This window comes from Mycobacterium sp. ITM-2016-00316 (assembly GCF_002968335.2).
In the GTDB taxonomy this organism is placed as follows: Bacteria; Actinomycetota; Actinomycetes; order Mycobacteriales; family Mycobacteriaceae; genus Mycobacterium.
In genome coordinates this window covers 3,468,880-3,485,515 of the sequence record NZ_CP134398.1, presented here as the reverse complement: position 1 = coordinate 3,485,515, position 16,636 = coordinate 3,468,880, and the positions used below count along the sequence as shown (strand labels likewise).

General features: G+C 66.0%; 20 protein-coding genes and 2 tRNA genes. 14 read left to right on the top strand and 8 right to left on the bottom strand.

Annotated features, from left to right (window positions below; all coding sequences use genetic code 11):
- Positions 1-43 precede the first annotated feature (43 nt).
- The 4 genes from C6A86_RS16820 (at position 44) to C6A86_RS16805 (ending at position 2,333) form a co-directional block, all read left to right on the top strand.
- On the top strand, positions 44-1,144 hold the full coding sequence (locus tag C6A86_RS16820) for a ferritin-like domain-containing protein (RefSeq protein ID WP_105362767.1): 1,101 nt from the start codon (positions 44-46) through the stop codon (positions 1,142-1,144).
- A 76-nt stretch (positions 1,145-1,220) separates the two neighbouring features.
- A tRNA-Cys gene (locus C6A86_RS16815) sits at positions 1,221-1,294 on the top strand.
- Between the two features lie 164 nt (positions 1,295-1,458).
- Positions 1,459-1,704 carry a hypothetical protein gene (locus C6A86_RS16810; protein WP_311100794.1) on the top strand — a complete coding sequence of 82 codons (246 nt, stop codon included), beginning with the start codon at positions 1,459-1,461 and terminating at the stop codon, positions 1,702-1,704.
- Positions 1,701-2,333: a hypothetical protein gene (locus tag C6A86_RS16805; RefSeq protein ID WP_311100793.1), complete on the top strand. Its 633-nt coding sequence runs from the start codon at positions 1,701-1,703 to the stop codon at positions 2,331-2,333. Before C6A86_RS16810 ends, C6A86_RS16805 begins: the two co-directional genes overlap by 4 nt.
- Positions 2,334-2,357: 24 nt before the next feature.
- On the opposite strand, the gene C6A86_RS16800 is transcribed toward C6A86_RS16805, so the two are convergent.
- Both C6A86_RS16800 and C6A86_RS16795 read right to left on the bottom strand, forming a co-directional pair.
- Complete coding sequence (locus tag C6A86_RS16800) at positions 2,358-2,759, bottom strand: tyrosine-type recombinase/integrase (protein ID WP_158263251.1); 402 nt, start codon at positions 2,757-2,759, stop codon at positions 2,358-2,360.
- Positions 2,760-2,952: 193 nt separating this feature from the next.
- Complete coding sequence (locus C6A86_RS16795; RefSeq protein ID WP_142406944.1) at positions 2,953-3,933, bottom strand: DUF6602 domain-containing protein; 981 nt, start codon at positions 3,931-3,933, stop codon at positions 2,953-2,955.
- A 203-nt stretch (positions 3,934-4,136) separates the two neighbouring features.
- Between C6A86_RS16795 and C6A86_RS16790 the strand changes: the two genes are divergently transcribed.
- Positions 4,137-4,242, top strand: a tRNA-OTHER gene (locus C6A86_RS16790).
- A gap of 8 nt (positions 4,243-4,250) precedes the next feature.
- On the opposite strand, the gene C6A86_RS16785 is transcribed toward C6A86_RS16790, so the two are convergent.
- Positions 4,251-4,763, bottom strand: coding sequence for a hypothetical protein (locus C6A86_RS16785; protein ID WP_105362763.1), 513 nt, complete (start codon positions 4,761-4,763; stop codon positions 4,251-4,253).
- Positions 4,764-4,813: 50 nt separating this feature from the next.
- Positions 4,814-5,359: an RNA polymerase sigma factor gene (locus C6A86_RS16780; RefSeq protein ID WP_105362762.1), complete on the bottom strand. Its 546-nt coding sequence runs from the start codon at positions 5,357-5,359 to the stop codon at positions 4,814-4,816.
- A gap of 143 nt (positions 5,360-5,502) precedes the next feature.
- Here C6A86_RS16780 and C6A86_RS16775 point away from each other — a divergent pair, with 143 nt between their 5' ends.
- Genes C6A86_RS16775 through C6A86_RS16755 form a run of 5 tightly spaced genes read left to right on the top strand, consistent with a single transcriptional unit; the run spans position 5,503 to position 7,789 of the window.
- On the top strand, positions 5,503-5,979 hold the full coding sequence (locus tag C6A86_RS16775) for an Asp23/Gls24 family envelope stress response protein (protein WP_105362761.1): 477 nt from the start codon (positions 5,503-5,505) through the stop codon (positions 5,977-5,979).
- The gene (locus C6A86_RS16770; RefSeq protein WP_105362760.1) at positions 5,976-6,305 is read left to right on the top strand and encodes a hypothetical protein; all 330 of its coding nucleotides are present in this window, start codon (positions 5,976-5,978) and stop codon (positions 6,303-6,305) included. The genes C6A86_RS16775 and C6A86_RS16770 overlap by 4 nt, the downstream gene beginning before the upstream one ends.
- A complete protein-coding gene (locus C6A86_RS16765) occupies positions 6,302-6,484 on the top strand; it encodes a DUF2273 domain-containing protein (RefSeq protein ID WP_105362759.1) in 183 nt (60 codons plus the stop codon). Before C6A86_RS16770 ends, C6A86_RS16765 begins: the two co-directional genes overlap by 4 nt.
- Position 6,485: 1 nt before the next feature.
- Positions 6,486-7,235 (top strand): hypothetical protein, encoded by a 750-nt coding sequence (locus C6A86_RS16760; RefSeq protein ID WP_105362758.1) that lies wholly within the window; start codon positions 6,486-6,488, stop codon positions 7,233-7,235.
- Positions 7,232-7,789, top strand: coding sequence for a hypothetical protein (locus C6A86_RS16755; protein WP_105362757.1), 558 nt, complete (start codon positions 7,232-7,234; stop codon positions 7,787-7,789). The genes C6A86_RS16760 and C6A86_RS16755 overlap by 4 nt, the downstream gene beginning before the upstream one ends.
- Before the next feature lie 110 nt (positions 7,790-7,899).
- Here C6A86_RS16755 and C6A86_RS16750 read toward each other — a convergent pair whose 3' ends face one another.
- Positions 7,900-8,745, bottom strand: a complete 846-nt coding sequence (locus C6A86_RS16750) for an SDR family oxidoreductase (protein WP_311101232.1) — start codon at positions 8,743-8,745, stop codon at positions 7,900-7,902.
- A 271-nt stretch (positions 8,746-9,016) separates the two neighbouring features.
- On the opposite strand from C6A86_RS16750, the gene C6A86_RS16745 reads away from it, so the two are divergent.
- The 3 genes from C6A86_RS16745 to C6A86_RS16735 all read left to right on the top strand — a co-directional run bounded on the left by C6A86_RS16745 (position 9,017) and on the right by C6A86_RS16735 (position 11,637).
- Positions 9,017-9,460 carry a universal stress protein gene (locus C6A86_RS16745; protein WP_105363819.1) on the top strand — a complete coding sequence of 148 codons (444 nt, stop codon included), beginning with the start codon at positions 9,017-9,019 and terminating at the stop codon, positions 9,458-9,460.
- A 117-nt stretch (positions 9,461-9,577) separates the two neighbouring features.
- Positions 9,578-10,726: an acyl-CoA dehydrogenase family protein gene (locus C6A86_RS16740; RefSeq protein ID WP_105363820.1), complete on the top strand. Its 1,149-nt coding sequence runs from the start codon at positions 9,578-9,580 to the stop codon at positions 10,724-10,726.
- A complete protein-coding gene (locus C6A86_RS16735) occupies positions 10,723-11,637 on the top strand; it encodes an LLM class F420-dependent oxidoreductase (RefSeq protein WP_105363821.1) in 915 nt (304 codons plus the stop codon). The genes C6A86_RS16740 and C6A86_RS16735 overlap by 4 nt, the downstream gene beginning before the upstream one ends.
- 3 nt (positions 11,638-11,640) lie before the next feature.
- On the opposite strand, the gene C6A86_RS16730 is transcribed toward C6A86_RS16735, so the two are convergent.
- Both C6A86_RS16730 and C6A86_RS16725 read right to left on the bottom strand, forming a co-directional pair.
- On the bottom strand, positions 11,641-12,138 hold the full coding sequence (locus tag C6A86_RS16730; protein ID WP_105363822.1) for a DUF427 domain-containing protein: 498 nt from the start codon (positions 12,136-12,138) through the stop codon (positions 11,641-11,643).
- Complete coding sequence (locus C6A86_RS16725) at positions 12,132-12,806, bottom strand: MBL fold metallo-hydrolase (protein ID WP_105363823.1); 675 nt, start codon at positions 12,804-12,806, stop codon at positions 12,132-12,134. The genes C6A86_RS16730 and C6A86_RS16725 overlap by 7 nt, the downstream gene beginning before the upstream one ends.
- 98 nt (positions 12,807-12,904) lie before the next feature.
- On the opposite strand from C6A86_RS16725, the gene uvrA reads away from it, so the two are divergent.
- Positions 12,905-15,823: an excinuclease ABC subunit UvrA gene (uvrA, locus tag C6A86_RS16720; protein ID WP_105363824.1), complete on the top strand. Its 2,919-nt coding sequence runs from the start codon at positions 12,905-12,907 to the stop codon at positions 15,821-15,823.
- Here the strand turns inward: uvrA and C6A86_RS16715 are convergent.
- Positions 15,813-16,604 carry a TIGR03620 family F420-dependent LLM class oxidoreductase gene (locus tag C6A86_RS16715; protein WP_105363825.1) on the bottom strand — a complete coding sequence of 264 codons (792 nt, stop codon included), beginning with the start codon at positions 16,602-16,604 and terminating at the stop codon, positions 15,813-15,815. The two genes, uvrA and C6A86_RS16715, sit on opposite strands and share 11 nt — an antisense overlap.
- Positions 16,605-16,636: the final 32 nt, after the last annotated feature.

Sequence of the window (16,636 nt, the reverse complement as noted above, 5' to 3'; positions counted from 1 at the left end):
CTGTGATACCCATCACGGTCGAGGTGTCGGGAGGACGTGTCAGATGTCGACCAGAGACAAATACACCGAGATCCCCGAGCCGTACTCGTGGCAGGTGCCGAGCGTCGGCGACGCGCGCTTCACGTGGGAATACGACGACGGACGTGCCCGTCTGCTGTCCCTGTACCAGAAGGGCAAGGACAAGCAGTGGGATGCCCAGTCCCGCATCGACTGGAGCCAGGACGTCGATCCGCTGAACCCGATCGGACTACCCGACGAGTTCCACCCGCTGTTCGGCAGCCCGATGTGGGACGCCGCCGATGACGCCCGTCGCGCGGAGTTCCGCCGGCACTCGCAGTCCTGGCAGTTCTCGCAATTCCTGCACGGCGAGCAGGGGGCCATGGTGTGCGCGGCCAAGATCGTCGAGGTGGTGCCCGATATGGACGCCAAGTTCTATGCGGCCACCCAGACCATGGACGAGGCACGGCACGTCGAGGCGTTCGCAAAGTTCCTCCAGGACAAGGTCGGGATGGTCTACCCGGTCAACACCAACTTGACCGCGCTGCTCGAGGACACCTTGCGCGACTCCCGTTGGGACATGCCGTATCTGGGTATGCAGGTTCTCATCGAAGGGCTCGCGCTGGCCGCTTTCGGGGTGCTGCGTGATCTGACACCGCCGTCGTCGCTGGCCAAACAACTGCTCGCCTACGTCATGCAGGACGAAGCCCGGCACGTGGCATTCGGTCGAATCTCGCTGAAGGACTACTACGCCGCGCTCACCACCGCCGAACGTGACGAGCGTGAAGAGTTCGTCGTGCAGGCCTGCTACCTGATGCGCGACAGGTTCCGCGGCGAGGAGGTGTTCGAAACGCTCGGGCTCGATGTCAAGGAATGTTCCGAATGGGTCGAGCACTCGCCGCTGATGATCCAGTTCCGCTCGCACCTGTTCAGTCGAATCGTGCCGATCGTCAAGGACATTGGCCTCTGGGGTGACAAGGTGCAGAAGGCGTTCGCGGACATGGGAGTGCTCGATATGGCCGCCTTCGACATCGACGCGCTGATGAAGGCCGACGAGGACCAGGCCGACGCGCTGGAAAAGGCCCACGCCGAGATGACGGTCCGGGTCGATGAGGTGAACCAGGCGATCGCGGCGGGCGCGGACTGAGTCTCGCGACGAATAGGAATCAGCGCGATCGCAACGATGTGCCCGCAGTCTCGTCGATGGCAGGGTGATGTGTGCTGCGGGTGTGGCTGAGTGGCTAGGCACCGGCCTGCAAAGCCGTTTACACGGGTTCGATTCCCGTCACTCGCTCCAGCATATGCACCGATAGGCACCGTTTCGGCGGTGCCTATCGGTGCGTTCGTAGACGCATCGGTCCCGCGTAGGTGCGTGCTGCTTACGTCGTGTGCCGGACCGTTGCATTTGCTGCGATCGGCGTGTCTCAGTCCGAAACAATGGCCGACTCATACCCTGACGAAATGAGCGACGACCGCCCACCGATTCCGGACCCGATGAAGAGGGAAGTACGTCAGCGGTGTGGCTTCGGCTGCGTGATCTGCGGTCACCCGATTTACGAATACGAGCACATGGATGACTACGCCGTAGTGAAGCGGCACGGAGTTGCAAACATCACCTTGCTCTGCGACGGTCATCATCGACTGAAAACCGGGGTCTCTTACCGGTCGATAGAGTTAGAGTTGCTGACGCAGATCCGCACAACTTGAGACAAGGGGCATCGAAACCCTTCGAACTCTTTTACGCAGGCGACGAGGCTTCGGTTCTAGTCGGCACCATCGAGACCCGTACTCAGCGGGCTGACGTTGCAGCCATCGTTATTGACGGTCAGCCGATCATCGGCTACAGGTTTGAGGACGGCCAATGCCTACTTCAGATGAATCTGTACAACGAGTCCAACCAGCTCGTACTACAGGTAGTCGACAACGAGTTGATCTACGGCACTACAAGCTGGGACATTGAGTTCGTCGGAAACACGCTGACGGTGCGAAATGGACTGGGCGACATATACGTAGAAATAAGGTTCCGAGTTCCCCGGCAGGTATATATCCCCCGTGGTCGACTTTTCTACAACGGCGTCGAGCTAGAAATTTGGTCAGACGGCGTTGCGATCGTGAACAACGGAACCGTCTTGAGTCGCGTCAGCGTGGTCGGCATGCAGGCCGCTCTCCTCATCGGTGAAGATGCGGGTCAACTAACCACCGCCATATGGATTTCCGATGTGCCGCGTGAGTTTGATCGAGCAGTAGCTCGTGCATCTATCGCGAAGAAGAAACTGGAAACAAAGCAGGTGCGCACCACGCTGGGGACGGCTATTTCTAGCGACGCATCGGGATAACATTCGGGGCTGTCGCGGGCGCAGTCATCGCACCGAGTGTGGCAATTCCTCAGTGGGCTCGCGCTCGAACAGGTCCGCGTAAATTCCCAGTGGCGTAGTAACTTTCGAGTGCCCGACCCATCGTCTGATCTTCATCGGTTCGATCCCGGCGGCGATGCAGGTGCTTGTGTACCGGTGCCGCAGGTTGTGGAATCGGAGGTCGGGGGAGAGCCCCGCACACAGGACTGCCGGGCGGAACAGGGACTTGTAGAACGCCAGGTGTCGCAGCGGCTCCGCCCAGTCCAGTGTTAGGCGGGCTTCGTGCTCGACGATGGTCAGGCCGGCCAGGGCGGTCGACTGCCGCAGCGCGACGTACTTCGGATCGCCTTTGTCCGGAACCGCCGCGCTACGCGGCGTTGACCGGCTAGCGGCAGGAATCAGACCCACCCGAAACGTGCCGGCCCGGCGAGTTCTCGCTTGGTGCGGGCACACCGCCGCTGTTTCGCGGGTTCAGCCCGCCGACGCTGCAGCAATAGACACCTCCGAGGCAATCGTGAGGAGCCGAGGCGGCTCGTCAGCGGTCCCACCTTCCCGCTGGCCGGTCGCTTCGGTGCACCGTGGCGGCTCCATCGTTCGCGTTCTAGAAGTTGAAACCCATCGACCAATCGGTCTCTGGCAGTCCGCTGGTTAGAGCATGAGGCAGCCTGTTCGCGATAGCTTCAGGCATCTGGCTGGTGAGCGGAAAGTTCCGACCGGCTACTCCGCTTCCCATGCCTTGCATCCCAGCGGCTAGGAAGTAATTTGCGAGTGGGCTCAGTGAATCGTCCGAGAACGCGAGTCTCCCGACAACTGTAGATACCAGAACGCCGAGTGGATTCGAGGGAACAAACTCATCCCAGCTCGTCGAGGAGTTCATGTAACTGAGCGAGCAAAGTGGGTCGTCGGAGGACGCGCCGAGCAGCTTCTTTCGCGCTTCCCAGATGTCGGGCGGCATCAGTCCCGGCCCGTCATAGGTCATACGTAACGCCGTCCACGATGCAAGATTCGCAACGCAAAGCAAGCTCAATGCATCACGCATCAGTGGCGTCTTGTCCAGCAGCCTTTGTAGATGCCCGACAATGATCCCTACCGGGTCGCTGCCCCCTGAGTCCCAACTATGTCCGTGCGCGAGTAAGCCGTAGTAGATGTCTGGAACCAACGCACTACGCGGGTTAGTCGCTTCGCGGCCAATAGTGAGTGCGTTCACCTTGGCGACGTTCGCCCAGGTCGTTTCGATATGCCCTGCCTTAAGGGTGTTTTTGCACTCAAAGACCGCCGCCACCCCGCCCGCGAGATAAAGCTTCTTATCGAGTAGTCGCTTGGGGTAGCCGGGGCGCAAAACCAGAATATCGACCTGCGGGCCTGCTGTGCCGTCAGCTCCGAGGACTCTGCCTTTGGTGCGGATCTCGTAGCTACCCGGAAGCCAGTCGCGCAACAACGCCGCCCAGACTTCCTCGCCCTCGTCCCCGGCTGTCCCAGGGTCTTCCGTTGACCGCTTGTAGATCCGCTCGTACTCGGACGCCATTTCGGCCAGATCCTGGGCAAGAAACGTCTCCAGCTCGTGTTCTGGCTGTTGGGTCACGGCTCGATCTTCCACGACGGCAGCGGCAACCCACTCGCATTAATGTCGAACGTTCGGCCGAATCTGATCGGTTACCGTGGACATTCGTTCGATGGACCCGCAATGGTCCCGCATCCGAGGAATATCGGAGCGAGCCGGATCGAAGCCGATGCGCACCGCCGCACACCCAACGCGCACCTGTTTGTGCAGTTCAGGATCATGGAGCCGAGTTGTAGGCGGCCGCGACCTGCGCAACCGCAAGAATTCGATGTGCCTCGGCACCGGCCTGCAAAGCCGTTTACACGGGTTCGAATCCCGTCACTCGCTCCAGCACAGCCCTACGGGCCGACGACCACCAGGTCGTCCCAGATGGCCGTGATCTCGGCGGAACTATCGCCGATGGCCTCGCGCAGCACCAGTGCGGCACCCGCTCGCAGCGCGTCCCCGTCCTGCAGGTAGGTCCGGTCGCGCTCGTCGGCGCCGATGCCGATGAGGTGAATGTGCACCGCCGCCAGCGCACGATCCTTCACCGTCAACTCCACGTCGGCGACCGCGGCCGCCACCGAGGCGGCCGGCTCGGCCAGCGCCCATGTCAACAGCTTGGCGAGCGCGATATGGCTGACGCCGATCCCCGGCTTCGAGGTCCGGATCAACTTGCCCTGACGCGGCAGCGCCGAAATGCGTTGCGCGATACCGGCGCGCAGCTGGCTCAGCGCGGAACCCGTTTCGGCCCAACGCGGATCGGCATCGACGTCGGCTTCGGCGAGTCCGGCGAAACGGCGCGTGGCATCGGCGATCCACGCCGTCGACTCGGCGGTCGCTTCGTAATCGTCCTCGGCTGCCATGCTCATGTGTCCTCCAGTCTTACCCACGTGGCTGCTGCTGTACAGCCGAGCGGTTCTCATGGACGAAACTCCTCGAGTGTTGTGGCCAGGCGTTTTCGGGTGCGCTGCAACAGGCCGCGTACCGAACCCTCCGTCGTGTGCAGCACCGTGGCGATCTCGGCCAACGGCAGGTCGTAGACCTCACGTAGCCACCATGCGGCGCGGGCCGGATACGGCAGAGTGGCCAGTTCGCGGTGCAGCGCCGCCAAGAAGTCCGCATGCTCGGCCCGCTGTCCCGGGCCCGGCCGAACATCCACGGTCTCTGGAGCCGAATCCAGATCACTCTGTGGTCGCCGCCGGCGCAGGGCGTCGATCGTCTTTCGTGACGCCAAGGAGTACAGCCAGGTCCGGAACTTGGACCGGAATGCGAACGTCGGCAGCGCCTTCCACGCCGCAATGAACGTCTCCTGGACGATGTCATCGCAGTCGCTCGGCTCAGGATAGGTTTGCCTGACAAATTTCAGCAACGCGGGTGCATGTCGCACGACCAGCACATCGAACGCTGCCGAGTCGCCCCGTTGAGCCCGTCGGGCAAGCGTCTCGTCGGGCAGTGAGTCCAGCACCCCGGCATGTTGTCCACAAAACGAAGACCTCAAACACAGTGTGTTCTACATCTCGTGCGCGTGCGCATCCCGCATCCCGCCGCGTCTAACCCAGTGAGCCGGATGAAGGCATCCGAGCTGGAAAGCAATCGAAGGAGACAACGATGACCGCCGCAACCCAGTCCCGTGAGGTCAGCTCTGCCGCCCAGGCCGACACCGCAGGCAAGGAACTGGAGAAGCTCGCATCCGACCACGGCGTGACCACCATCGCCGACGTCGTGGTGTCCAAGATCGCCGGTATCGCGACTCGCGAGGTGGACGGCGTGCATGATCTGGGCGGGCAGGCCGCTCGGGTCGTCGGGAAACTCCGCGAGACTTTGCCGGGAACCACCAGCCTCACCCAGGGTGTCAGCGTCGAGGTCGGCGAGCGGCAGGCGGCCGTGGACATCGGCATCGTCGCCGAGTACGGCGTGGCCATCCACGATCTCGCCGACGGGATCCGCAACAACGTCATCTCCGCGGTCGAGAACATGACCGGTCTGGAAGTGACCGAGGTCAACATCACCGTCCATGACGTCCATTTCGCCGAAGACGAGGACGGCGCGGCGCTCGTGGCCGATGCACAGCCCCGGGTCCAGTGACCTCGAGTGAGCGGATCGATCGCGTCATCGCGGCGATATCTGCCGTCGATGGTGTGATCGGTCTGCACTCCGGGCCCGGCGTGCCCGCGACGTATCTGCCCGGACGCATCGTCGGGGGGGTCCGGCTGGACGGCGCCGGAGGCAAAGTGCATGTGGTCCTCGAACTTCGATCGCCGCTGCTGGAAACCGCTGAGCGGGTGCGGCACGCCGCCAGCGCCGCCGCGGGGGTGCCCGTCGATGTCGTCGTGGGCGATGTCTCGGCCCCCGAATCAACCTCACCCCCAAGCGAACACGTAAACCCTCTCAACACACAGGAGAAGCAATGACCGAAAAGTTTCTGCTGCCAGGACTTTTCGCCGGGCTGCTGCTGGCCATCGCCGCCGTCGCGGGCGGATTGATCGGCTTCCTGCTGGCTCTCGTACTGGGCGCCGCCGGCGCGGCGATCGGTGCCCACTTGGACGGAACGATCGACCTGACCGCACTCGGTCGCGGGTCCGGGCGCTGACGTGACCAGCGATGTGGCGGCGCAGCCGCACGCCGCGCGCGGGCGCACCGTCATCGATGACCGCGTACGCCGGCAACTGATCGAGCGAGCCGCACTCTCGGTGCCCGGTGTGGTGGCCCGACGCGCGATGGTTCCCGGCCGCACCCTGCCCTCCGTCGGCATCGGCGGGGGACAAGGAGCCCAGACCGTCGACGTACAGGTGGCCGTCACCTGGCCGGTGGACGGTGCGGCGGTCCTGGACTCGGTGCGCGCGGCAGTGGTCGACGAGATGGAGGCGACCCTGGCCGAACGCCCGGACCGTGTCGACATCACCATCACAGCCGTCGAGTCCGATCGCACGCCGGCGCAGGTGGCCGATGCATACGACGCCGACCCGGCCGGTGAGCCGATCGGCGTCGCGCACCGACGCTTCGCGCCGCGGCGTGCCGCCACGGCCACCTACGGCGGGGTGCTCGTCGCCGCCGTCATGATCGCTGCGGGAGGGGTGGCGATCCGGGATGCCCTCAACTCCGCCGACCCGTGGATCGCGCCCGCTCTCCGGTGGGCGGCCGATGCGCAGTGGCAGTGGTGGGTCTGGCCGATCGCCGCCGTGACCGCCCTTGTCGGGCTGCTGCTGCTCGTGGCCTCGGTGACCCCCCGGCGCCGGACGCACGTCTCGGTGGGCGACCACGTCTGGGTGCCCAGGAACAAGGTCCGGGACTGGACGGTCCCCGACGCTGACAACCCCGACAACGGAGGAGAACCCCGATGACGCCCTTCCTGCGGGTGACGGACCGGTTGCTCACCGCGGTGGCCGCTCTGCTGCTGCTGGCCGGGTCGGCGTGGGTGATCGGCTACGGCCTCGATGTGGCATTCGCCCGCGAGGCCGCGGCCCGGATCGACGCGGCCTCGCTGGGGCGTGCCCCGGACTGGGCATGGTGGTCCCTGGCGCTCGGCGTGGGCGGCGCAATCGCCGTGCTCATCGGCCTCTGGCTGCTTCTGCTGCATCTGCGGCCCCGATCGGTGCGGGCGATGGACACCGAACACGTCGGTGCGGTGGATCTGGCGCGGGTGGCCGATGCCGCGGCCGCCGACCTCGCCCGGCACCCCGCTGTGCAGTCGGCGAAAGCGGCGACCCGCACGGCGGGCGGGCGCCCGACGGTGCGCATCACCACCGATGTGCCGCCGAGCACGACGGCCGCGCAGGTCCGCCGGCTCGCGCGGCACTGCGCCCAGGATGTGCGGCGTGCCGCCGACACCGATATCGAGTTCCAGCTGCTGGTGCGCCCGGCACCCGCTGCCACGTCGCGGCCGAAACCGGCCTGATGACCGTCGCCCCGTGCAGGCAGCGACGAGGGGACTGCACGGGGCGATCACCGGGGTCGCAACATCTTTCGACGCCGGGACTTCCGACCCGCGGTGCCGCACGCTGTTGCTCAGGCGCCTCGGGCGAAGCGCCACAGGTACCGCGGGAGCCCGCGGGCAGGCACGCCGCTGGGCCAATCGTCCGTGCGGAAGAAGGCATCCGTTCCGCCGTCGACGAAAATGACGCTGCCGCAGAGAAAATCGGCGGAATCCGACAGCATGAAGGTGATCCACTCCGCCAGCTGGTCGGCCGCTCCGAACCCGCCGACGGGAATCGGGAACCTGCGTACCGCCCTGCCCTCCAAGGGCTCGGCGAGCTGGGCTTCCAGCAGTGGCGTCAGAATCGCGCCCGGCGCCAGCGCATTCAGCCGAATTCCCGCGCCCGCCCACAGCGGCGTGACCGCATGCCGGCGCACCCACCGGCTGACCGCGATCTTGGAGGCCGCGTACATCAGGGCCGAACCGTGCCTGCCGAGCAGGCGGATACTGCGGACCGCCTTGTCCGGGTCGTGCGCGAGCAGGGCGTTGATGGTGCGACGAGGCACCATCGGCACCGTGGTGGTGGAGTTGCTGGCGAGCACGACCACCTTCGCGCGGTCCGCCGCGGCCAGGGCCGGCCGCCACGCCAGGAGTGGTTCGACGACGCCGAGGAAGTTCACCTGTGCGATCAACCGGTTGCGGTCGGGGCCGGACCCGGGACCCAGACCGGCCGCCAGCACGGCCCCGTCGAGCACGCCACCAGCGGCCGCGAGCACCTCGGCTGCCGCGCTGCGTCGCCCCGCGGGGTCGGAGAGGTCGGCGATGACGTCGGCATTCTTGAGGTCGACGCCGATCACCCGGTGCCCGCGCGCGGTGAGCTGACGGGCCGCGTGTGATCCCATGCCGGAGGCCGATCCGGTGATCGCGTAAGTACCGATACCGCTCAATGTAAGTGACACCGGTCGCGTCATCCATCTGGGTTGACCCGGCTCACTTCGGGGACCGCGTGCGGTCCGCAAACACCCCGACCGGGACCGTCACGTTCCTCACTGATGCCCCGCAGGCGCGCCATTTCGGACTAGCATCAACACCCGAACAGCGCCGACGAGACAGTGCAGGACGCGCCGCGTGTGGTGAATCGGCCCCACGGCCGTCGAGCAACGCGTTAATGTCTCGGGTGGCTTAGCAATCGACACTGGGAGGGCATGAATGAGCGCCTATCGGACCGTGGTGGTCGGCACGGACGGATCTGATTCGTCGTTGCGTGCGGTGGACCGGGCCGGGGAGATTGCCGGGGGATCGGGTGCACGAGTGATCGTCGCGACCGCCTACTTCCCGCAGAGCGAGGATCATCACGCTGCCGACGTCCTCAAGGACGAGGGCTACAAGGCCACCGGCAATGCACCGATCTACGCGATCCTGCGGGAGGCCACCGATCGGGCCAAGGCCGCCGGCGCCACCGAAGTGGTGGAAAAGGCCATCGTGGGTGCTCCCGTCGACGCGCTGGTCGAGCTCGCCGAAGCCGAGAAGGCCGACCTGCTGGTGGTCGGCAACGTCGGTCTGAGCACCATCGCGGGCCGCCTGCTCGGGTCGGTGCCCGCGAATGTGGCCCGTCGATCGAAGATCGACGTGCTCATCGTGCACACGTCCTGACCCCCGTCAGACTCACAGGCCGAGGCCCGGCGTCACCTTCATCCGGTGGCGCCGGGCCTCGGCTTTTGTGCGCGCGTCGATCTTTACAAATAGCGGCGCAAGTGTCACGGTATCGGGGTGGATTTCTCTCGGGTGCAGCTGTCGGCCGAGGACGAGGCGTTTCAGCATGAGCTGCGCGGTTTTCTCGCGGGGGTCGTCACCGAAGAGGTGATCCGCCGAGATCGTGAGACCGGCGAGAATTTCGACGAGACAGTGCATTTGGCCCTCGGCGCGGCCGGATACCTGGCCGCCGACTACCGGTCTGAGGCCGACGGCGGATTCAGTGCGGTGCGCCGGCGCATCTGGGAACTGGAGATCGGCCGCGCGCACACGCCCTGGTTCCATTGGGGCACAACGGCCATGGTGGCGAAATCGGTGCAGGCCTTCGGTACTGCGGGGCTCGCCGAACGGATACTGCCCGGTGTGCTCTCCGGTGAACTGCGGCTCTGTCTGGGTTATACCGAGCCCGAAGGCGGCTCGGATGTGGCCACCTGTAAGACGCGTGCCGTCAGAGATGGATCCACCTGGGTCATCAACGGTTCCAAGATGTTCACCTCGAATGCCCAGAACGCCCAGTACGTCTTCCTGATCACCAATACCGACCCGGCCGCCCCCAAACATCAGAGCCTCACCATGTTCCTGGTGCCGATGGATGCGCCAGGTGTGCAGATCCAACCCATCCGCACGGTCGACGGCGATCGCACCAACATCACCTTCTACACCGATGTCCGTGTGGATGACGAGTACCGCATCGGGGATGTGAACGGGGGATGGGCGGTGCTGCGTGAGGCGCTCAATGCCGAACACGGCACCATCGAGCGTGAAGCCGGCGGTCTGCAGAAGATCGCGACCATGACCGAGCACATCCTGATGACCGCTGATGCCGTCGACGGCGTTGCCCGCACAGTCACGCCCGATTACCGGTTGGGCCGGGCGGTGGCGCGCCTGGAGGCGGCCATGAGTGCCTCCGATATGTACGGCCGGGTCGCCATCGCGCAGACCATGCGGGACATCGCGCCCGATCTGATGGACCTGCTCGGTTCCGCCGGTGCGTTGCCGGTCGATACCCCGGGCGCCGCCGACACCGGCGGAGCAGAGCACATCTTCCGGCTGGCAGGGCCGACGGGTATCTACGGCGGAACGCTCGAAGTGTTCCGCAACATGATCGCTGCGCACGCACTCGGCCTGCCGCGGCCGATCTACGCTCCGCCGAAGGGTGTTCGATGAAATTCGCCTTCACCTATCCGATGCACAGCCATCCTTACAACCCGGAGTTCGTCACCGGGGCCGGGGTGGCGGCGGTGGCCGCGGCAGCGGAGGCGGCGGGTTTCGACGGGTTCGGGTTCACCGATCATCCTGCGCCGACCCAGAAATGGCTGGACGCCGGCGGACACGATGCGCTGGACCCCTTCGTGGCCATGGGTTTCGCTGCGGCCCACACCGCCACGCTGCGGCTGATCCCCAACGTGGTGGTACTGCCGTACCGGAATCCGTTCGTCGTCGCCAAGGCCGGCGCGACACTGGACCTGCTGTCCGGCGGGCGGTTCACCCTTGCCGTAGGCGTCGGCTACCTCAAACGTGAATTCGCTGCGCTCGGTGTGAATTTCGACGAGCGTGGTGCATTGGTCGAAGAGGCGCTGCACGTCATCCGCGCGGTCTGGGCCGGTGACGACATCAGCTTCGATGGCCGGCATTTCACCGCCGCCGGGATCACCGCGCACCCCCGGCCCACCGAACCGCCGCCGATCTGGATCGGCGGCAACACCGCCGCCGCACGCCGCCGCGTCGCCGAGCATGGTGACGGCTGGTGCCCGTTCCCGGCGGCCGGTGTGCTCGCCCAGACCGCGCGGACCGACCCGATGGATTCGCTGGAGACCCTGAAGGCCGGGATCGACGACCTCCGACGGCGCCTCGATGAAGCCGGCCGGGACCCGACAACCGTCGACGTCACCTTCAGCAATGCCGTCGGTGGCGTGCCCGGGGTTGAGGACTTCGATGCCGCGGCCTATCTGGGCGGCGTGCAGCAGCTCGCCGATCTCGGCGTGACCTGGATTCAGGTCCAGGTGCCCGGCGAGAGCCTGGCGCGGGCGACGGACGTCATCGCGCAGTTCGGGGAGCAGGTCATCGCGAAGCTCTGAAGCTCACCAGCCCATCGACCCGGGTATGCCCTTGAACGGGCCGGTCACCCAGCTGGTGATCCAGCCGCCGTAGAAGCCGCCGGGTTGGGCAACGACGTCCTCGCCGTTGACCGTGGCGCGGTCCACCGCGGCGGCCATCACCGCGATGGCGCCGGTCAGGGCTTCGAACCCGGAGGTCGGTGACGGATACGTCCACGCCGCCCGTGGCGCCACGGTGTCTCCGGCGACCAGGTCGAAGTAGGCGGCCCGGCCTTTCCATTCACACCACGACGACCCGGTCGCCTCGCGCAGGGCACCGGGGGCGAAGGCCGCGCGGGGCAGGTAGTAGGTCGGAGGGTGGCTGGTTTCCAGTACCCGCCAGCCGTGATCCGTCGACGCGATCCGCTCGCCACCCAGATCGATGGTGATCGAGCCATGGAACTCCTCGAGCCGCGGCGGGCGCGGGTAATCCCAGACCGATTCCTGGCCGGGGCCGGGTTTGTCCGGTGTGGGCCTCACCATCCGCGTTGCTTCCAGTCGGCCAGGTGCGGCCGTTCGGCGCCCAGCGTGGTGTCATCACCGTGGCCGGGGTAGACCACGGTGGAATCCGGGTATACGTCGAACACCTTGCTCGACACGTCGTCGAGCAACCGGTCGAAGTCGCCGTCCTTCCAGGTTTTGCCGATCCCTCCCGGGAACAGGCAATCCCCGGTGAACAGATGGGTGACCTCGCCGTCAGCGCCCCTCAGGGCGAGCGCGACCGAGCCCTCGGTATGTCCTTGGAGGTGAATCACGTCGAAGGTGAGTTCGCCGACGGTGACGGTGTCGCCGTCGGCGAGGATGCGGTCCGGGGTGACCGGCAGCGGCTCGGCGTCCAGGGCGTGCGCCGCGGTCGGTGCGCCGGTGGCCTCCGCCACAGCGGCGAGCGCCTGCCAGTGGTCGGCGTGCTGATGACTGGTCACGATGAGCGCGATATCGGGGGCGTGTTCGGTGATCAGCTCGATGAGGGAATCGGCGTCGTTGGCGGCGTCGATGAGCAGGGTTTTCCCGGTCGCGGAACACGTGACGAGGTAGGCGTTGTTGTCCATCTGGCCGACCGATGCCTTGACGATGGTCGCCGCGGGCAGGGTGCGCCGCGCGGCGGCACCGGGGTCGACATGGCCGGTGTAGGTATCGACGAGGGCTGTCATTCGTCCCACGCTATCCGTCTCGACTCGGGCTTGTCGGTGGGTGCACCTAGCATTGGCCGTGGGCTCTTGTGCCCTGGGCAGGACTGAAAAGGGGAAGTGTGTCTGATCGTCTGATCGTCAAGGGTGCGCGCGAGCACAATCTGCGTGGCGTCGACCTTGATCTGCCGCGTGACGCGCTGATCGTGTTCACCGGTCTGTCCGGATCCGGGAAGTCATCGCTGGCCTTCGACACGATCTTCGCCGAGGGCCAGCGCCGCTACGTCGAATCGCTGTCGGCCTACGCGCGCCAGTTCCTGGGCCAGATGGACAAACCCGACGTCGACTTCATCGAGGGCCTGTCCCCGGCGGTCTCCATCGACCAGAAGTCCACCAACCGCAACCCGCGCTCCACCGTCGGCACCATCACCGAGGTCTACGACTACCTGCGCCTGCTGTACGCGCGGGCCGGCACTCCGCACTGCCCGGTCTGCGGGGAGCGCATCGCCCGGCAGACCCCGCAGCAGATCGTCGACCAGGTGCTGGCCATGGAGGAAGGTGCCAAGTTCCAGGTGCTGGCCCCGGTCGTGCGCACCCGCAAGGGTGAGTTCGTCGACCTCTTCGACAAGCTCAACTCACAGGGCTACAGCCGGGTGCGCGTCGACGGCGTGGTCTACCCGCTGACCGACCCGCCGAAGCTCAAAAAGCAGGAAAAACACGATATCGAGGTGGTCGTCGACCGCCTGTCTGTCAAGGCGAGCAGCAAGCAGCGCCTCACCGACTCGGTGGAGACGGCGCTGGGGCTGGCCGACGGCATCCTCGTGCTCGAATTCGTCGACCGGGAGGAGGGTCATCCGCACCGCGAACAGCGCTTCTCGGAGAAGCTGGCCTGCCCCAACGGGCACCCGCTCGCCGTCGACGATCTCGAACCGCGCTCGTTCTCCTTCAACTCGCCCTACGGTGCCTGCCCCGAATGCACCGGCCTCGGCATCAAGAAGGAGGTCGACCCCGACCTGGTGGTGCCCGACCCGGAGATGACGCTCGCCGAGGGCGCCGTCGCTCCCTGGTCGATGGGCCACACCGCCGAGTACTTCACCCGGATGATGTCGGGCCTCGGCGACGAGCTCGGCTTCGATGTGGACACCCCGTGGAAGAAGCTGCCCGCCAAGGCGCGCAAGGCCATTCTGGAGGGCTCCGACCATCAGGTGCACGTGCGCTACAAGAACCGCTACGGACGCACGCGCTCGTACTACGCCGACTTCGAGGGCGTGCTGGCGTTCCTGCAGCGCCGCATGGAGCAGACCGACTCCGAGCAGATGAAGGAGCGCTACGAGGGCTTCATGCGGGACATCCCGTGCCCGGAATGCGCGGGAACCCGGCTCAAGCCGGAGATCCTCGCGGTCACGCTGGCGGCCGGCACACACGGTGCCAAGTCGATCGCCGAGGTCGCCGAGCTGTCCATCGCCGACTGCGCCGAATTCCTCAACGCCCTCACCCTGGGCACACGTGAGCAGGCCATCGCCGGCCAGGTGCTCAAGGAGATCCAGTCCCGGCTGGGCTTCCTGCTCGATGTGGGGCTGGAGTACCTGTCCTTGTCGCGGGCGGCGGCGACGCTGTCCGGTGGTGAGGCACAACGGATCCGGCTGGCCACCCAGATCGGCTCCGGCCTGGTCGGCGTGCTCTACGTGCTCGACGAACCGTCGATCGGTCTGCACCAGCGCGACAACCGCAAGCTGATCGAGACGCTGGTGCGGCTGCGCAATCTGGGCAACACGCTCATCGTGGTCGAGCACGACCTGGACACCATCGCGCACGCCGACTGGGTGGTCGATATCGGCCCGTACGCCGGTGAACACGGCGGGCGCATCGTGCACAGCGGCACCTACAAGGATCTGCTGAAGAACCCGGAATCCCTCACCGGCGCTTATCTTTCCGGCAAGGAGAGCATCGAGGTGCCCGCGATCCGCCGCCCGGTGGACCGCAAGCGCCAACTCACCGTCGTCGGCGCGCGGGAACACAACCTGCGCGAGGTCGACGTCAGCTTCCCGCTCGGGGTGCTCACCGCGGTCACCGGGGTGTCCGGTTCGGGAAAGTCGACGCTGGTCAACGACATCCTGGCCACCGTGCTGGCCAACAAGCTGAACGGGGCGCGGCAGGTGCCGGGCCGGCATCTGCGCATCAACGGCATCGATCAGCTCGACAAGCTGGTGCGGGTGGACCAGTCGCCGATCGGGCGCACCCCGCGGTCCAACCCGGCCACCTATACCGGCGTGTTCGACAAGATCCGGACCCTGTTCGCGGCGACCACCGAGGCCAAGGTGCGTGGTTACCAGCCGGGCCGATTCTCGTTCAACGTCAAGGGCGGTCGCTGCGAGGCCTGCTCGGGTGACGGCACGCTGAAGATCGAGATGAACTTCCTGCCCGATGTGTACGTCCCGTGCGAGGTGTGCCACGGCGCCCGGTACAACCGGGAAACCCTCGAGGTGCACTACAAGGGTAAGACCATCTCCGAGGTGTTGGATATGCCGATCGAGGAGGCCGCCGAGTTCTTCGAGCCGATCACCTCGATCCACCGCTATCTCAAGACCCTGGTGGAGGTGGGGCTCGGATATGTCCGGCTGGGTCAGCCGGCGCCGACGCTGTCCGGTGGCGAAGCCCAGCGGGTCAAGCTGGCCGCCGAGTTGCAGAAGCGGTCCACCGGTCGCACGATCTACATTCTCGACGAACCGACCACCGGTCTGCATTTCGAGGACATCCGCAAGCTGCTCAAGGTGATCAACGGCCTTGTCGACAAGGGTAATACGGTGATCGTCATCGAACACAACCTCGACGTCATCAAGACCTCGGACTGGATCGTCGACATGGGTCCCGAAGGTGGTGCGGGCGGCGGTACCGTCGTGGCGGCGGGCACGCCCGAGGATGTGGCCGCGACACCGGAGAGCTACACCGGGCAGTTCCTCGTCGACATGCTCGTGGGGGCGGACGAGCCGGTCGAGGTCCCGGCGCCCAAGACCCGCCGGCGGCGCAAGGTCAGTGCCTGAGCGCTGATGCCAACAACCGGGCGGCGTCCAGGCCGACCGGTTGGGTCCCGTCGGACAACACGCTGAGGTAGACGTGGTCGGCGCCGGCGTCGAGGTGCCGTTGCGCCTGCGCGGCAACGTCTTCCGGATTGCCCCAGGCGAACAAGTGATCCACCAGGGCGTCGCTGAGCGTCTCGATATCGTGTTCGGTAAAGCCTTGGCGGCGTGCAGAATCTGCGTAGCTGCGCATGTCCATCAGGAACCGCAAGGGTGTGCGGGCCGTCTCGCGGGCCGCGTCCGGATCGGTGTCGAGGACGGCGTACTGGCCCACGATCAGTTGCGCGGCGGTGCCGAGCCGCTGTCGCGCCGCGGCCGTGTACTCCGGGGTGATCATTCCTGGCATGGCGCCGGCGAATCGGTCCCGGGCGATATCGAGTGTGCGTGGGCCGAATGCCGCCAGCAGCCTCCGATTTCGGGGTATCGGGTCCAGATGGTCCACGTAATCGCCCAATGCCGCCAACGGCTTCCGCTGGGATGAACCGAGTCCGATCAGCAATCGGCCCGGTGCCGCCGCCTCGGCGCGGCGGTACAGATCGATCACTTCGCCGGTGCCGTACACATCGGGCGGGATGATCGCCGGGGCGATCACGGCGTCCTGGGTCTGGGTGAGGAGGTCGGTCAGAACGTCGAGTCTGTCGATCTGCCCGCCGTTGACCCACAGCGTGCGAAAGCCGAGATCCTCGATCTCGCGAGCGTGCGGTGAAGCCATGTCGACGGTGAATCCATAGTGGCCGAGGTTCATGCCGCCACGGTAGAACCGGAACGTTGGTTGAG

Excerpts from the sequence above, each read along its gene's own strand:
- C6A86_RS16820 (WP_105362767.1), top strand. The coding sequence starts at position 44 with ATGTCGACCAGAGACAAATACACCGAGATCCCCGAGCCGTACTCGTGG.
- C6A86_RS16810 (WP_311100794.1), top strand. The coding sequence starts at position 1,459 with ATGAGCGACGACCGCCCACCGATTCCGGACCCGATGAAGAGGGAAGTA.
- C6A86_RS16785 (WP_105362763.1), bottom strand. The coding sequence starts at position 4,763 with ATGAGCATGGCAGCCGAGGACGATTACGAAGCGACCGCCGAGTCGACG.
- C6A86_RS16775 (WP_105362761.1), top strand. The coding sequence starts at position 5,503 with ATGACCGCCGCAACCCAGTCCCGTGAGGTCAGCTCTGCCGCCCAGGCC.
- C6A86_RS16765 (WP_105362759.1), top strand. The coding sequence starts at position 6,302 with ATGACCGAAAAGTTTCTGCTGCCAGGACTTTTCGCCGGGCTGCTGCTG.
- C6A86_RS16755 (WP_105362757.1), top strand. The coding sequence starts at position 7,232 with ATGACGCCCTTCCTGCGGGTGACGGACCGGTTGCTCACCGCGGTGGCC.
- C6A86_RS16745 (WP_105363819.1), top strand. The coding sequence starts at position 9,017 with ATGAGCGCCTATCGGACCGTGGTGGTCGGCACGGACGGATCTGATTCG.
- C6A86_RS16735 (WP_105363821.1), top strand. The coding sequence starts at position 10,723 with ATGAAATTCGCCTTCACCTATCCGATGCACAGCCATCCTTACAACCCG.
- C6A86_RS16730 (WP_105363822.1), bottom strand. The coding sequence starts at position 12,138 with ATGGTGAGGCCCACACCGGACAAACCCGGCCCCGGCCAGGAATCGGTC.
- C6A86_RS16725 (WP_105363823.1), bottom strand. The coding sequence starts at position 12,806 with ATGACAGCCCTCGTCGATACCTACACCGGCCATGTCGACCCCGGTGCC.
- C6A86_RS16715 (WP_105363825.1), bottom strand. The coding sequence starts at position 16,604 with ATGAACCTCGGCCACTATGGATTCACCGTCGACATGGCTTCACCGCAC.